The sequence below is a fragment of the Aequorivita marisscotiae genome (genome assembly GCF_029814825.1).
Classification (GTDB): Bacteria; Bacteroidota; Bacteroidia; order Flavobacteriales; family Flavobacteriaceae; genus Aequorivita; species Aequorivita marisscotiae.
Window position 1 is genome coordinate 424,096 of the sequence record NZ_CP122379.1, and the last position, 15,838, is coordinate 439,933.

Consider the following 15,838-nt stretch of genomic DNA (forward strand, 5'->3'; position numbering starts at 1 on the left):
TATATAAAAAAAGCCGACTAGTTAAAGTCGGCTTTTTTGTTTAGTACAGGCGGAGAGACTCGAACTCTCACACCGTAAGGCACTAGATCCTAAGTCTAGCGTGTCTACCAATTCCACCACGCCTGCATTAAATTCTCCCACAAAAGTTATTACTTATTGTAAAAGGAGTGCAAATATAAACAAGAATTTTATTTTTCAACCAAATCTTTTCGGAAAATTTTCAATGTCATAAAATATCTATATTTCTTCAATGAAGGAGGGTTGTTTTTGTAACTTCGCTTTTATTCAAATAGTAATTTATGAAAAGCGCAAAACCTTACATTGAAAAAAATAAAGATCGATTTATAGACGAATTGGTTTCACTATTGAAAATACCTTCTATCAGTGCAGATTCAGCCTATAAAAAGGATGTTTTAAAAACTGCCGAAGCAGTAAAAAATCAACTTAAAAAAGCAGGCTGCGACACAGTTGAAATCTGCGAAACACCCGGGTATCCTATTGTTTACGGTGAAAAAATAATAAACAAAAAATTGCCCACTATTTTGGTATACGGACATTACGATGTGCAGCCGCCAGATCCATTGGATTTGTGGGATAGCCCGCCATTTGAGCCGGTAATTAAAAAAACCAAGCTACATCCTGAAGGCGCTATTTTTGCCCGCGGAAGTTGCGACGATAAAGGCCAAATGTATATGCACGTAAAAGCGCTGGAATATATGACCGAAACCAATCAATTGCCTTGCAACGTGAAGTTTATGATTGAAGGCGAAGAGGAAGTGGGTAGCAGCAGCTTAGAGTGGTTTGTAACCCGAAACCGAGAAAAACTCGCTAATGATGTTATTTTAATTAGCGATACCGGTATGATTTCTAAAGACGTACCCTCAATAACTACGGGACTTCGCGGCTTGAGTTATGTAGAGGTGGAAGTTACGGGACCAAATCGCGATCTGCACAGCGGTCTTTACGGCGGTGCAGTGGCAAACCCAATAAACGTTTTAACTAAAATGATTGCGTCCCTTCACGACGAAAACAACCATATTACCATTCCAGGATTTTATGATGATGTTGAAGAACTTTCAACCGATGAACGCGCAAAAATGGCAGAAGCTCCATTCAACTTAAAAGATTACGAAGCATCTATTGATATCGACTCCGTTTATGGGGAAAAAGGATATTCCACAAACGAGCGAAATAGCATTCGCCCAACTTTAGATGTTAACGGTATTTGGGGCGGCTACATTGGTGAAGGTGCAAAAACAGTTATTGCTAGTCAAGCTTTTGCCAAAATAAGTATGCGATTGGTGCCAGACCAAGATTGGAGAAAAATTACGGAACTTTTTAAAAATCATTTTGAAAGTATTGCTCCAAAAGGCGTTCGCGTTAAGGTAAAACCGCATCACGGCGGGCAGGCGTATGTTACCCCGATTGATAGTCTGGGTTACAAAGCTGCTGAAAAAGCGTATGAGGCAACCTTCGGCAAAACGCCTATTCCGCAGCGAAGCGGTGGTAGCATTCCAATTGTAGCGCTGTTTGAAAAAGAATTAAAAAGCAAAACAATCTTAATGGGATTTGGATTGGATAGCGATGCCATCCACTCGCCAAACGAGCATTTTGGTATTTGGAATTACCTAAAAGGAATAGAAACCATTCCACAATTTTATCATTATTTTACTAAAATGAGTTCATAAAAAATAATCTCCACACCTCCCTTTTAGCGGGGAGGTTCGGTGGAGAAATAAATTGTTATATGTACTCAGCAAAATTCTAAATTGTTAAGCCTACACTGTTTTTTAGGATAAATTCATTCCCATTTAAATTGGAATGTAATTAACCGCGTAAACTTTTAAATAGAATTTTAAAACATAATTTCGCTATCTTTAGGATTAGATTCCTCACCAAAGAATCTAAATTGTGAAGCGAAAAAATAGCTTTTGGAATGAACTAAAACGACGTAACGTAATAAAAAGCGCAATTTCGTATGTAGTTGTGGCGTGGTTACTTATACGTATTGTTGCGCTATTGGGAGATATTTTGGAAATGCCGCTATGGATTTCAAAAAGCCTGTTTTACCTACTTTTAATAGGTTTCCCCTTTTATTTATTGGGTTCTTGGATTTATGAATTTACTCCCACAGGCATAAAAAGAACCAGTAAAGTAACCGAATCTGCTTCCATTCGAAAAAAAACCGGAAAACGTCTCAATAAAATCATAATTGCCTTCTTAGTTTTAATACTCGCAGTTTTAATTGTTGACAGGTTTATTATAACCGACAAAAAAGCCGAAAACAACATTAGTAGTTTAGTTTTAGCGACAAACGCTACGACCATAGCCGTACTTCCATTTCAAGATTTTTCGGAACAAAAGGACAACGCCTATTTTGCCGACGGACTTACCGAAGAACTTCTCAATCTGCTGTCGCAAGTAACCAATCTAAAAGTAACTTCACGAACCTCAACATTTTCTTTTAAAAATTCTGAACTAAAAATTACCGACATCGCCAAAAAACTAAATGTTTCGTACATTTTAGAAGGAAGTGTTCGCAAATCGGGAAACCTTCTTCGTATTACTGCACAGCTCATCGATGCAAAGAACGATAAACACTTGTGGTCTGAAACATACGACAGAACTTTAGATAACATATTTGTAATTCAGGACGAAGTATCGGAAGCTGTTGTAAAAGCGTTGGAAATTAATTTATTGGACACAAAACCCCTTCCAAAATCTAAAAAAACAAATCCCGAAGCATATAAATTGTATTTACAGGCAATTCACGAATCGCATTTTTCCAGCGATCCCCAACAATTAATACAGGCTGTATCTTTTGCAAAACAAGCTTTGGCAATAGACAGCAACTACGTTCCGGCTTGGTTATTATTGGCAAATATATATCAAACACAGGCCAACAACGGCACCTTAACTTTTGACGAGGGCTATGGTTTGGCGACAAAAGCAGCAAAGAAAGTGTTGGAAATTGAGCCAAATAATGCCTTAGCATACGCCTACCTAGCCGATATTGAATTAGGATATAACTGGGATTTTACCAAAGCCAAAAAACTTAATGCAATTGCGCTAAAACTAGACGGTTCCAATCCCGAAATAATAAACTTAACTGCGGTACTTGCCATTGCACTTGGCAATATTGAAAAAGCCTTGCGGCTGCAGGAATATTCGGCAAGTTTAGACCCTCTTAACCCAGACATATATTACCAATTGGTAAACGTATATTATTGTGCAAATAGGCTCGACGAAGCCGTAGATGCTGCCAAGAAATGTATAGAATTACAACCCAATCGGTATGCCATTCATTATTATTACACAAGGGTTTTATTACAGCAGAATAAACCAAATGAAGCTCTTGAAGCTATAAAGGCAGAGAAAGATGAAGGATGGCGCTTACAGATGTATGCCGATATCTACTTTAAATTAAATGAAAAAGAAAAATCTGATGCATATCTGAACGAACTTATTTTAAAATATGAGCAAGAAATGGCGTACCAAATTGCCGAAAGCTATTCGTTTAGACGCGATACCGAAAACGCTTTTAAATGGCTAGACATAGCATACAAACTGCACGATGTAGGATTAAACGAAGTGCTTTCCGAACCGCGTTTTAGAAATTTACACAACGATAAAAGATGGCAACTCTTTATAGAAAAGATGGGTTTTCCCGAAACAGCTAACGATACCCAATGAATCTAAACGAATTTTTTAATGAGTTAAAAAGAAGAAATGTCTTTAAAGGCACAGTTTCCTATTTGGTGTTTTCTTGGGTTCTGCTACAGGTTATCGCCATACTCAGCCCCATAATAAATGCCCCGGCCTGGTTTGGCAAAATGTTGCTAATTATTTTAATTGTGCTTTTGCCCGTTTGGATTTGCATTTCATGGTTCTTTGAAATTACGGCTGATGGTATAAAAAAAACAAAGAATGTTCCAAGAGAAAAATCAATTTCACAAAAAACAGGGCAAAAACTCAACACTTTTATCATTGCGTTTTTGGCCCTGGCAATAATTTTATTGTTTGTAGATAGATTTAGATTACGGGCCGAAAAAAAAGAAACCGCCATTGCTACAGAAACAATTCCCGAAAAATCTATTGCAGTTTTACCCTTTTCAGATATCACCCCCGATAAGCAACAGGGTTATTTTGCCGATGGATTGGCAGAAGAGGTGCTTAATTCATTGGTGAAAATAAACGAACTGCAAGTTACCTCCCGCACCTCTGCTTTTTCGTTTAAAAACAAAGCTATGGACCTGCCCGAAATTGCAAAAGCACTTCACGTTAGTTATATTCTCGAAGGCAGTGTACGCGCCCAGGACAGCACACTACGGGTAAGCGTAAATCTTGTGGAAACAAAAACCGACAACAATATTTGGTCTCAAACTTGGGAAAAAGAACTGAAAAACATTTTTAAAATTCAAAATGAAATCGCTGAGGCTGTTGCAGAAAATCTTCAGTTACGCATTCTCGACAATATAATTCCGAAGGTTAAAGAATCTAACACCGAAGCGTACGAATTGTTTTTAGAAGGCAGATACGTTTTTAGAAGTAACATTGACGAGGCTTCGCTAATAGAATCTGAGCAGTTAATAAAACAATCCCTGGCTATTGATTCTACCTACGTTCCCGCATTAGTGCTTTTAGGAAATATTTATCACGTGCAAAACAATTACGGAACAATAGATTTTGAACAGGCAAAAAAAGTTACTTCGCAAATTGCTGAAAGAGCAATAAAAGCAGACAGTACCTATGCCGAAACGTATGCTTTTATGGCATTATCCTCCTTAGAATATGAAAACGATATCGGCAAAGCCGCTAAACTTACAAACAAAGCATTAAGCTTAGAGCCCAATAATGAAACTGCTTTGCACAGAGCATCAGAGATAGCATTACTCCGAGGCAATGCAGAAGAAGCAATAAACATTCTTAAAAAAGTGCTTGCGATAGATCCTTTGAATGCCAACAATTACTATGCGCTGGCAAACACATATTACATGGCTAAAAAATTTCCGGAAGCCGAATTAAATATTAAAAAATCTATAAAATTAGACCCAGATCAAGATTTGGCATATTCGCAACTTGCACTTACATTAATGTATCAAAAACGGTACAAAGAAGCTTTAAAAGTTATAGAAAAAGAACCTTTAGAAGGGTTTCAATTACATGTACAAGCTATGATATATTATTTTTTGGGCGATACGGAAAAATCTGATGCCGCGTTAAATAAACTTACCAAAGAATTTGAAAAAGCATGGGGCTTCCAAATTGCCAGTACCTATGCCGTGCTCAATAACGAAACCCAAATGTATTTTTGGTTAGAGAAAGCCAGAACCAACAATGATCTCGGATTAATAGAATTACCGTATGAACCTACTTTTGAGCCCTATAGAGACCAACCTCGCTTTAAAGAATTTATTAAAAAGCTGAATTATAAATACTAGCCTATATTTTCTTTACAAAATCTGTGATAATCACAATTTGTTGGCCATCTACTTTACCTTCAATATATTTTTCGTTTTCGTGATCGAGCGAAATTCTGCGTACGGCCGTTCCCTGCTTGGCAACCATACTGCTACCTTTCACTTTTAAATCTTTTATCAAAACTACAGAATCGCCCGCTTCCAAAATAACACCGTTGCTATCGCGATGAATAACGGCATCGGCTTTTGCTTCTGCTACACCTGCCTTTGCCCATTCCTTTGTTGCGTCTTCCAGATACATCATATCCAGCAAATCCTGTGGCCAACCTTCGGCTTTTAAACGGGTTAGCATGCGCCAAGCCATAACCTGTACTGCAGGAACTGTACTCCACATACTATCATTCAAGCATCGCCAATGGTTTGCATCTACTTTTTCTGGGTCTTCTATTTGTTCATTACAAGTATGGCAGATTAAAATAGTTGTTTCGGCCACGTCTGTTGGGGAATTTGGCACTTCAAAAACCCTAAGATTTTCTTCGTTTCCGCAAAGTTCACATTTGTTATCGCTTCGCTGTTGTAATTCTTTCTCTAAACTCATCTTAAAATAATTTGGGTCAAAGATATTCTTTTGAACTCGAAACCGAAACCCAAATCGAGACCAGTTCATAACTTTAAAAAGGTTTTGGTTACGACTTTGAAATTTGGGATTTGTCATTTGAAAATTTTTTAACCTCTACATTTGTAGAATTAAAATAATTGTTCTACGTTTGTAGAGTTAGTTTTAAAAATACAAAGATGACGCTCTCAAATGCCGAAGAACAATTAATGCAGCTCCTCTGGAAAAAGGAGCGTGCAATTATGAAAGATTTAGTTGAAGCTTATCCAGAACCAAAACCTGCCACAACTACCGTTGCCACGCTTTTAAAACGCATGCAGGACAAAAGGTTTGTAGATTACGTACAACTGGGGCGATCGCGCGAATATTTCCCATTGGTGAAAAAGAAAGATTATTTTTCAAAACACGTAAATGGGTTGATAAAAAATTTCTTTAACAACAGTCCGTCGCAATTTGCTTCATTTTTTACGGAAGAAACCAATCTTTCCAAAAAAGAGCTGGAGGAATTAAAGGCTCTAATAGATTCAGAAATTAAAAAGAAGTAGTTATGGTAGTATATTTACTGAAATCCGCAGCCATTCTAACAGTTCTTTTCGCATTTTACAAAATTGTTTTGGAAAAAACCTCCATGCACACTTTTAAGCGTTTTTATTTATTGGGAAGCTTTTGCGCCGCTTTTTTTATTCCTCTAATAACCTTTACCAGTTATGTAGCAATATCGCCGAGCGTTACTATTTATAACGACCAAATTTTGCAACCCATACACGCCGAAACCAAAATAACGATAAATTATTGGCCGTTTGTTTTATGGACAATTTACGGTTTGGGAGTATTGTTTTTTAGTGTGAAATTTATTCGAAATCTGCTGGCATTAGTTCAGAGAATTCAACAAAATCCAAAATATAAAAACAGTAGTTTTATTCATGTGCTTTTAAGCGAAACTGTTGTTCCACATACATTTTTCAACTATATTTTTTTAAATAAAATACAGTTTACAAACGGTGAAATCCCCGCCGAAGTTATGCAGCATGAAGAAACCCACGCACGGCAAAATCACAGTTTAGATATACTTTTAGTCGAAATTTTACAAATTGTATTTTGGTTTAACCCCCTATTCGCTTTCTTAAAAAGCAGTATTAAGCTAAACCACGAATTTTTGGCAGACCAAGCAGTATTGAACTCTGGCGCGCAAACTTCGGAATATCAAAAAATACTACTTGCATTCTCATCAAATGCTTTAACGCCCTCGTTGGCACATTCACTCAATTATTCATCAATCAAAAAACGTTTTACAGTTATGAAAATACACACGTCAAAAAGAGCCATTTGGCTTCGAAGCCTCTTAATTTTACCCATACTTTCCCTGTTAATTTATGGGTTTAGTACAAAGGAAGTTTTAGCGAAGGTTTCTGAAAAGAACACAACTATTACAACCGACACTATAGAGGATATAAGAATTGTAATTGATAAAGACTCTCAATTAACCCTAAATGGTTTCTCTGTAGATTTTGAAGATTTAAAAAGTGAAATCAACAAACGAAATACACATTTAACAGCCGAACAAAAGCAAAAATATATTTCGGCCACTGTGGGGTTCCACAATGATGATGATAAAGTTTTAGCTAAAAATATAATAGAAATACTTTATGCGAATAACTTGAGAAAACTAAGCATGTCCAATATAAAAAACCTGGAAGCTGCCAATTTGGATACAAATGTTATCGTAAATTCATACTCAGGAAAAACTATTGAAGAAGCTAGAATTTTATATCAGGAATATTTAAAGGATCTTGAAAAATTTAAAGCGACAAGAACTAATGTGAAAAATGACGAAAATAATCCGTGGTCCATTCAAGTTGGCGAACCCGAAGAAAGAGACGAAAACACTGGGAAAATTATCCAGCAAAAAGCTACAAAAGCCGAACTCGCCGAATACGACAAACTAGCGTTAAAATACAACGCTGTTGAAATTGAAAAACGCATCATCAAAAAGAAGGATTTGGAGCGATTGGAAATTATCTACAGAAAAATGACCGATGCACAAAAGGCAATAGCGCAGCCTTTTCCGGAATGTATTCCGCCGCCTCCGCCTTCGCCACCGAAACCACCGAAAGTAAAAAAGGGCGATAAAAGTGAAATTCCCCCGCCACCGCCGCCAAAGCAATTCAGTTCCAAAGAAGAGGACAACAAGAAATTTAGGGAAGCTACTTACTATTTTAAAGGAGAGAGAATCACTTTTGAAAAAGCCAACCACTTACTCGACAACAACAATAATCTGGGGATTTATATTGGCAAACCTGGAGGTGAAGTAGGGATTGTTCATTTATATGAAGAACCTTTCGATAAAACTAAAATAGAGGTTAAAGAACAGTCAAAAGCACCTTCAGCCGAAAACGGCAATTTATATACGGCAGCCCAAGCCCCCCCGCCACCAAATTCAAACCCAGTTGAATACGTAAAGGAATTGGGGAAAAGAGGTGCTACTTTTTATATAGGCCCTCACAAATACAGCACAGATGAGGCGATTGATTTGGTACGGAAAAGTAATGAAGCAACCATTGATGTAAGCAATTATCCAAAAGTGATTTTGGGAGGATGTTAATCTGAATTTCTTCAAATATCTTACAAAAAAAACCTCTTGTTTTTAGAGGCTTTTCTTTCGCTAAATGGATTATAACTTATTCCAAGTATCATTTAACACATTTACATCGGGAATAATTTTATCGGGATCCAACACCACGCGTTTTATTTCTTTGGTGCTATTTATTAGATGGGTCCAACTATTGCCGCGGTGCCAAATTTCAACTGGCAATTCAACAATTTCCGAAGCGTTATCGGTATAGATAACCTGAAATTTTACGGGCATTGGTATTTCCCCTTTATTTTCCAACGTTATTAACGAATTGCCTTTATACGGTTTCACTTCCACAATGCCCAAATCTATGTTGCCATTGCCATAAAACCATCCTTTCCAAAACCATGCTAAATCTTCGCCCGTAACGTTTTCAAAATGATTAAAAAAATCATTCGGCTGTGGATGTTTATACGCCCAAGTTTCAATATAACTTTTAAACGCATTGTCAAAACGCTCGTGGCCAATTATGTATTCGCGAAGCAAATAAAGCCCTGCAGCAGGTTTGTAATATGCGGTATAAGCTAAATTTCTTGGATTGGCTACATCTGGATAGGTATCAATACCTTCTCTACTTTCTGAAGTAAGATACCCAATTAGGCTGCGCGGACTGCTAGATCTGGTGGGGAATTCGCCATTGTTAAAAGCTTCGGTACTGTAATGGTTTATAAATATATTGAAACCTTCGTCCATCCAAGCATAGCGGCGCTCATTGCTTCCCACAATCATCGGGAACCAGTTGTGACCAAACTCGTGATCTGTTACGCTCCACAGCGAAGAGCCTTTACTTTGATAGCTGCAAAAACTAACGCCTGGATATTCCATTCCGCCAACGCTAGCTGCAACGTTAATTGCGTTATGGTAGGGATATGGGTAATAATTATTTGAATAAAATTCTATTGAAGCTTTTGTATATTCTGTAGAACGTGACCAAGCAATTTGCCCATCACTTTCCTTTGGATAAACCGATTGCGCTAACCCCGTTTTGCCATTGCCAAGATTCATTTTAGCAGCGTCCCAAATAAATGCCTTTGAAGCGGCCCAAGCCACATCGCGAGTGTTTTCCATTTTAAAATGCCAAGTAAGTGTGCCGTTGGTTTTGGTTTGGGCAATAGGTTTACCAACTTCCTCTGGTTTTATAATGTAAACCGTTTTGTCGCTTTTCTCGGCTTTTTCCCAACGTTCCTGTTGCTCCTTAGTCAATACTTCTTTTGGGTTTTGTAAAATTCCGGAGCAAACAACCGTTAGATTTGCCGGGGCGGTAATTTTTACATTGTAGTCTCCATATTCGCAATAAAATTCACCCGCACCCAAATACGGATCTGTGTTCCATCCTACCACATCGTCAAAAACCGCTACTCTAGGATACCATTGTGCCAAGGCGTAAATAGTGCCATCTTTTACTTCTAATCTGCCCATGCGATCCATACCTTCTACGGGCACTTTAAATTTGAAATCCATTTTTATCTCAACCTCGCCTCCATTAGCTGCCAAGGGTTTATCCAACCAAAGTTGCATGCGGGTATCCGTAATTATATATTTTGAAGAAACGCCCGTATCAGTTTTAGCGGAAACGTTAGAGAGGGTATAACCGCCTTCAACATCGCCACTGTATCTACCACCTTGAATTGAAGTGGTTAATGTACCGCGCGAATTTTCGGTAAAGCGATTTTGTTCCAAATAAATCCAAATAAAATCTAAGGTTTCAGGACTATTGTTTGTGTATTGAATGGTAACATTTCCCGAAACGGTGTGGTTTTTATCGTCTAAAGTAACATCCAAGTTATAATCTGCTGCATTTTGCCAGTATTCCGGGCCCGGTTTCCCCGAGGCGGTTCTGTAGGCATTGCCCTGTCTGTAGGTAAAATTATTAAAGAGATGTTGGTTGTCTTGATTTACTTCCTGTGCATTCAAAGTGAAAGATACTGTGGAGGAAAGCAGCATGAATAATAGGCTGCCAGCAAAATACTTCATCGTTGTTCAATTTTAAAAATAATCTGCTAATGTACTAAATACAATTTGAAATAGGGTGTTAAAGTAGATGCTTTAGCGCAACTTCAGATAAAATGAAAGCACGCTCAATTCCACCTTTTTCAGAGCTGATTGTAATTTTAAAATTTCTAAGAAACACAGCTTATAAATCTTGAATGCGCTTCATAACATTTGCAACCAATACGTCGCATTTATGATTTCCAAACTCAAACACCGAGGGATCGTGGGTGGTTTTAAAGAGTTCTTCTTTCAATAAATTTTTGGCACGATGCAAACGCACCTTTACATTGCTATCGCTCAGTTTTAAGCAAGCAGCTATTTCAGGATTAGACAATCCTTCTATTTGATGCAGTATAAATACCACTCTGTATTTTTCTGGAAGTGCATCAACAGCTTTTTCAACCAATATTTTGGTTTCTGTTTTTATAGCTTGCTTTTCTGGATTCATAGTATTTGTGTCTGGCAGATGAAAAACATTTTCTAAACTTTCGGTTTTTCCATAATTCGTCATTTGCCTTTTTTTCTTTCGAATTATTTGAAGTGCTTCGTTAATGGCTATTCTAGTGAGCCAGGTAGAAAAGGAAGATTGGTTGTTAAATTGATAAAGTTTTGTGAAAGCTTTTACGTAGGCATCCTGCAAAATATCCTGTACATCGTCTTCAGAATAAATATAGCTCCGAACCACCCTAAACAGACGCTGATTATAGCGTCGCATCAAAATTTCAAAAAGTTCTTTTTCGCCTTCCAACACCCGTTGCACAACGATAGAATCGGTTAATTGGGTATCAGCAGATCTGTTGGTTTGTGTCGCCTTCATAAGTTGTTTTTCTTTTAGATGCAATAACCAAGCTTAAGTTACAAATTTTGTAACCGTTTTTCGCATAATACATCTAACCGATAGAACTTTAATTCTAAAAACTATGAAAACACTAATAAACAATGCTGAAATCAGCAAATTACAGACTCTATTAAAATACACTTTTACTATAGTCCCCATTGCCGCTGGCGTGGACAAATTTTTAAATATTCTGACAGATTGGAGCAATTATTTGGCACCTTCCATGGTAGATATATTACCCATAAGTGCAACAACTTTTATGATGATTGTTGGGGTTGTTGAAATTGTTGCGGGAATACTTGTTTTCACCAAAACCCAACTGGGGGCTTATATAGTTTCTATTTGGCTATTACTAATTGCTTTAAGCTTACTGTTTACCTGGCATCAACCGGATGTTGCGGTACGCGATATTGTTATGGCCATTGCCGCTTTTGTCCTGGCAAAATTAAGCGGTTCTGAAACTGTCCCCAAAGCTTCCTAGTTTCTTTTTTTTATTGTAAATCTTCTCTGTCACTACAATTTGTGATGGGGAAGATTTGTTTTTTAGGCTATATAATTATTTTAAAATTTTAAAAATCAGAGCACAATAATTCAAAAAGTAAATTAAATTATCAAAAATTTACAGCAGAAATTAATAGAAATAGTTTCTCATTTTTGGTCGCTAAAAAAAAATAGTTGTAAATTTATAATCCACTTATAACCATTCAACTAATGATGAAACCACTATTACTCATAGTAGTATTAGCTTGTGTTTCGTGGAGTAGTCTTCCTCAAACTCCTTCTCAAAACCAAGAAGACACGCTAAAAAGTTCGTATTTAAATTCGGATGCAGAAAATGTAAGTATTAATGACACGGTTAGCGAGTACAACAATCTTAAAAAAACTATTGAGCGAGCCCAAAAAGATAAGAATTTTGAAACCCTCGCAAAATCTTACATTAGTTTAGCAAAATGGCATGAAGACAACACGGTATTAGACTCTTCGATTGTTTATTTAAAAAAGTCAATTTCAGTTTATGAAAAATTAAAGCTGCCAAACAAGTTGGCAGATACGTATCTTTTACTTGCAACCAATTACAGTGGTACTGCCGAATACGATTTAGGTTCGCAAGCAGTTTACAAAGCATTGGCGCTGTACGAAAAAGTAAACAACGAGCGCGGAATTGCGCAATGCTACACAAAAATAAGCGACCTACTTTATTATTCAGACAGCTATGCCGAAGGCGCAGAATACTGCAAAAGAGCAATTGCAATTCAAACAAAAAACGGTTACGAAGAAGATCTAGCCCTCTCCTACCGGCGATTATCTGAAAACCAATTGTTTCTGGGCGATTTGGAAAAAAGCCTTGGCAATATGAACCGCGCCATCAATTTGTATAAAAAAATAGGCATTACAGACGCGCCGCTCTTGGCCTGCTACAACGGTCGCGGAAATATATATAAGTACATGGAACGGTACGACGATGCCATTGCAGACTACAACCGCTGTTATGAAGGCGCAAAAAAAATAGGTCTCGTCCGTTATACTATGCCTCCCACAGCAAACATCGGGCACGTTTATATTTTACAAGGAAAATATGCCGAAGCCCTACCTTACAATTTAAGAGCTATAGAAATTATGAAACGCATAGGTAACACCAAAAACCTATGGGAAAACTATATGCACGTTGCCAATATTTACAGTGAATTGGGCGATTATAAAAACGCTCTGCAATATCACGAACTATACGAACAAGGCCATACAGAATACCTGAACACCATAATTGCACGACAGGATAGCGAACTACAAGTAAAATACGAAACCGCACAAAAAGATATAGAAATTTTAAATCAAGAAGCAAAAATTGCACAACAACGTAAAACACAAATCCTTTACATTGGCGTTGCGGGTTTGTTGGCCATTATACTTTTCGGGATGTATTTTACCTTAAAGAATATTCGCAAAAAGCGTAGAGCACTTGCTTTGTTGAATAGTGAATTGGATGCCAAGAACAAACAAAACGAATTGTTGTTAAAAGAAATTCACCATCGCGTAAAAAACAATCTGGAAATGGTAAAGAGTTTAATTGCCCTGCAATCTGCAAAATTAGACGATGGTGCAAGTAAAGAGGCCATGCTCGCCAGCCAGAACCGCGTGCAAAGTATGGGTATAATTCACCAAAAACTATATCAAGGTGAAAACTTGGGCAGTATTGAAATGAAGGACTATTTTATTAATTTAAGCGAAGGCGTTCTAGATACATTTAAGGCAGAGGAAAAAGTGAAAATAGAATGCGCAATGGACCATTTAAATCTAGATGTAGACACGGCAGTGCCAATAGGATTAATCGTTAACGAGCTTTTAACAAACGCTTTAAAATACGCCTTTCCCGAAGGAACTCAGGGAAAAATAAACATTAGTCTAAGCAAACAAAACGAAGAGTTATTTCTGAAAGTTTCGGACAATGGCATTGGGAAAACAAAAGGTTCAAAACCCAAAGGCACTGGTTTTGGAACACAATTAATACAACTACTTACCCAACAATTAAACGGAACTATAACCGAAGAAAATACCCAAGGAACTACCGTACTCTTTAATTTCAGAAATTTTAAAACCGCTTAATGGATCCTGTAACCAAGATATTAATTGTAGAAGATGAAATGGTTATTGCCGCTAATATTTCGTTGCAATTAAGCAACCTTGGTTATGAAGTAACGGGCATTTTGCCGCGAGGGGAAGAAGCGCTTTCGCATATAAATATTGATAGGCCGGATATTGTTTTAATGGACATACAATTAAAAGGTAAAATGGACGGCATAGAAACCGCCAAAATAATTGAACAGCAATACAACATTCCCATCATATATTTAACTGCAAATACTGATGACGAACATTTTAATCGTGCCAAAACCACCCATCCCTATGCTTTTATATCAAAGCCATTCAAAAAACTAGATTTACAACGTGCAATTGAATTGACGATTGAAAGAATTAATATAGAAAACACTGCCGATGCAAGTAAAAATAACGGTGATAATAATTTGTTTGACGATGGCAGCGCAACCGATTTTATTTTAAACGATCGCATTTTTGTTCGGAACAACGAAAAAATGCTGAAAATTGATATTAAAGACATTTTTTATATTGAAGCAGATCGCAACTACTGCCGAATTTTTTCGCAAGGAAGAGAATATCTTTTGGTGATGACCTTAAAAGATATAGACGAAAAACTTCCGCAGAAACATTTTCTTAGAATACACAGATCGTATATTATAAATATTTCACAAATAGACGAAGTAGCCGGCACGCACGTGGTAATTGCAAAAAAGGCTATTCCTATGAGCAAAGCCATGCGCACGGAGCTTCTTAAAAGGTTGCAGACAATTTAAAGATTTTAAACTTTTAAATCACGACGTTCAGGCTCACGACAGCATACCTGTAAATATTAACTGCCTACTTAAAAGATAAAATCTTAAAAGCCGTGGCTCAAAACCTCGCGATTATAAACTTCCAATTTCGTTAAAATTTCCTTCGGCAACTAATTTGCCATCTTCGGACAGAAATTGCTATTCTTCGTCCTAAATCATTTTCCATACTTGTTGTATTTCAGTTACTTAGATGCATTCCTCACGCATGTTTTTAGCAATATTTAATTCTATTTATTATGAAAACAAAAGCGAAATTTCTAAATACCTGTGCCACTCTTTCATATTAATAAGAAGAATTGAATTTACTACTTCCAATTTTTTCACGAGAAAATTAGAGTAGCGACTAGAGCAGCCGGGCAGGACGATTTCGGTAACATATAAATCAATAACTTAAAAATAGAAAATCATGAAAAAATCAATTCTTTTAGTACTTGCAGCAGTCCTTTCATTAACCGCTTGTAAACAACAAGAAAAGCGTTACACTCAGCAATCGCCAGAAATTGACACCTATAAAAAAGTGATTGAAGCTTATGATAAGCAAGATTGGGAAACAATGGCCAGTCATTACTCAGATACCGCAAAAATTATGAATAATGTAACCGAAAAGGAAGCTCAAACTCTGGCAGAATTGGTTGCCAGTGATAAAGAAGACGCCTCCCTCTTTTCGAGTTGGGAGTATGTAGACGGAGAATCTGAATTTGAAATGGTAGTGACCGACAAGGGCAAAACATATGTAAACTTTTGGGGTTTATGGCAAGGCACACTTGCAGCCAACAATAAAACCTACACCATACCAACACACCTAACCGCTCAGTTTGTAGATGGCAAAATAGTAAAAGAATTTGGCTATTGGGATCTTTCCAAAATCATGCTGGATATGCAAGTCATGCAGCAAGCAGAAGCAGCTATTGTGAAAGATTCAATCAACTAATA

12 protein-coding genes and 1 tRNA gene are annotated in these 15,838 nt (G+C 37.1%); 9 read left to right on the top strand and 4 right to left on the bottom strand.

Going from position 1 to position 15,838, the window contains the following annotated elements; genetic code table 11:
* Window positions 1–44 precede the first annotated feature (44 nt).
* Window positions 45–126 (bottom strand) — tRNA-Leu (locus QCQ61_RS01970).
* Window positions 127–299: 173 nt separating this feature from the next.
* Between QCQ61_RS01970 and QCQ61_RS01975 the strand changes: the two genes are divergently transcribed.
* The 3 genes from QCQ61_RS01975 to QCQ61_RS01985 all read left to right on the top strand — a co-directional run bounded on the left by QCQ61_RS01975 (window position 300) and on the right by QCQ61_RS01985 (window position 5,441).
* A complete protein-coding gene (locus tag QCQ61_RS01975) occupies window positions 300–1,688 on the top strand; it encodes a dipeptidase (protein ID WP_279449047.1) in 1,389 nt (462 codons plus the stop codon).
* A 223-nt stretch (window positions 1,689–1,911) separates the two neighbouring features.
* On the top strand, window positions 1,912–3,693 hold the full coding sequence (locus QCQ61_RS01980; protein WP_279449048.1) for a hypothetical protein: 1,782 nt from the start codon (window positions 1,912–1,914) through the stop codon (window positions 3,691–3,693).
* On the top strand, window positions 3,690–5,441 hold the full coding sequence (locus QCQ61_RS01985; protein ID WP_279449049.1) for a tetratricopeptide repeat protein: 1,752 nt from the start codon (window positions 3,690–3,692) through the stop codon (window positions 5,439–5,441). Before QCQ61_RS01980 ends, QCQ61_RS01985 begins: the two co-directional genes overlap by 4 nt.
* Before the next feature lies 1 nt (window position 5,442).
* Here QCQ61_RS01985 and QCQ61_RS01990 read toward each other — a convergent pair whose 3' ends face one another.
* Window positions 5,443–6,018 carry a PhnA domain-containing protein gene (locus QCQ61_RS01990; protein ID WP_279449050.1) on the bottom strand — a complete coding sequence of 192 codons (576 nt, stop codon included), beginning with the start codon at window positions 6,016–6,018 and terminating at the stop codon, window positions 5,443–5,445.
* A gap of 197 nt (window positions 6,019–6,215) precedes the next feature.
* Here QCQ61_RS01990 and QCQ61_RS01995 point away from each other — a divergent pair, with 197 nt between their 5' ends.
* Both QCQ61_RS01995 and QCQ61_RS02000 read left to right on the top strand, forming a co-directional pair.
* The gene (locus QCQ61_RS01995) at window positions 6,216–6,581 is read left to right on the top strand and encodes a BlaI/MecI/CopY family transcriptional regulator (RefSeq protein ID WP_279449051.1); all 366 of its coding nucleotides are present in this window, start codon (window positions 6,216–6,218) and stop codon (window positions 6,579–6,581) included.
* 2 nt (window positions 6,582–6,583) lie between these two features.
* Complete coding sequence (locus QCQ61_RS02000) at window positions 6,584–8,638, top strand: M56 family metallopeptidase (protein WP_279449052.1); 2,055 nt, start codon at window positions 6,584–6,586, stop codon at window positions 8,636–8,638.
* Window positions 8,639–8,707: 69 nt separating this feature from the next.
* Here the strand turns inward: QCQ61_RS02000 and QCQ61_RS02005 are convergent, their stop codons facing one another.
* Window positions 8,708–10,642 carry a M1 family metallopeptidase gene (locus tag QCQ61_RS02005; protein ID WP_279449053.1) on the bottom strand — a complete coding sequence of 645 codons (1,935 nt, stop codon included), beginning with the start codon at window positions 10,640–10,642 and terminating at the stop codon, window positions 8,708–8,710.
* A 160-nt stretch (window positions 10,643–10,802) separates the two neighbouring features.
* Entirely contained in the window at window positions 10,803–11,477 is a 675-nt protein-coding gene (locus QCQ61_RS02010) for an RNA polymerase sigma factor (protein ID WP_279449054.1), read from the bottom strand.
* Window positions 11,478–11,580: 103 nt separating this feature from the next.
* On the opposite strand from QCQ61_RS02010, the gene QCQ61_RS02015 reads away from it, so the two are divergent.
* From QCQ61_RS02015 to QCQ61_RS02030, 4 genes are all read left to right on the top strand, one after another.
* Complete coding sequence (locus QCQ61_RS02015) at window positions 11,581–11,979, top strand: hypothetical protein (RefSeq protein WP_279449055.1); 399 nt, start codon at window positions 11,581–11,583, stop codon at window positions 11,977–11,979.
* Between the two features lie 230 nt (window positions 11,980–12,209).
* Complete coding sequence (locus QCQ61_RS02020) at window positions 12,210–14,099, top strand: tetratricopeptide repeat-containing sensor histidine kinase (RefSeq protein WP_279449056.1); 1,890 nt, start codon at window positions 12,210–12,212, stop codon at window positions 14,097–14,099.
* Window positions 14,099–14,866, top strand: coding sequence for a LytR/AlgR family response regulator transcription factor (locus tag QCQ61_RS02025; protein WP_279449057.1), 768 nt, complete (start codon window positions 14,099–14,101; stop codon window positions 14,864–14,866). Before QCQ61_RS02020 ends, QCQ61_RS02025 begins: the two co-directional genes overlap by 1 nt.
* Window positions 14,867–15,311: 445 nt before the next feature.
* The gene (locus QCQ61_RS02030; protein WP_279449058.1) at window positions 15,312–15,836 is read left to right on the top strand and encodes a nuclear transport factor 2 family protein; all 525 of its coding nucleotides are present in this window, start codon (window positions 15,312–15,314) and stop codon (window positions 15,834–15,836) included.
* The last annotated feature ends 2 nt before the right edge of the window (window positions 15,837–15,838 follow it).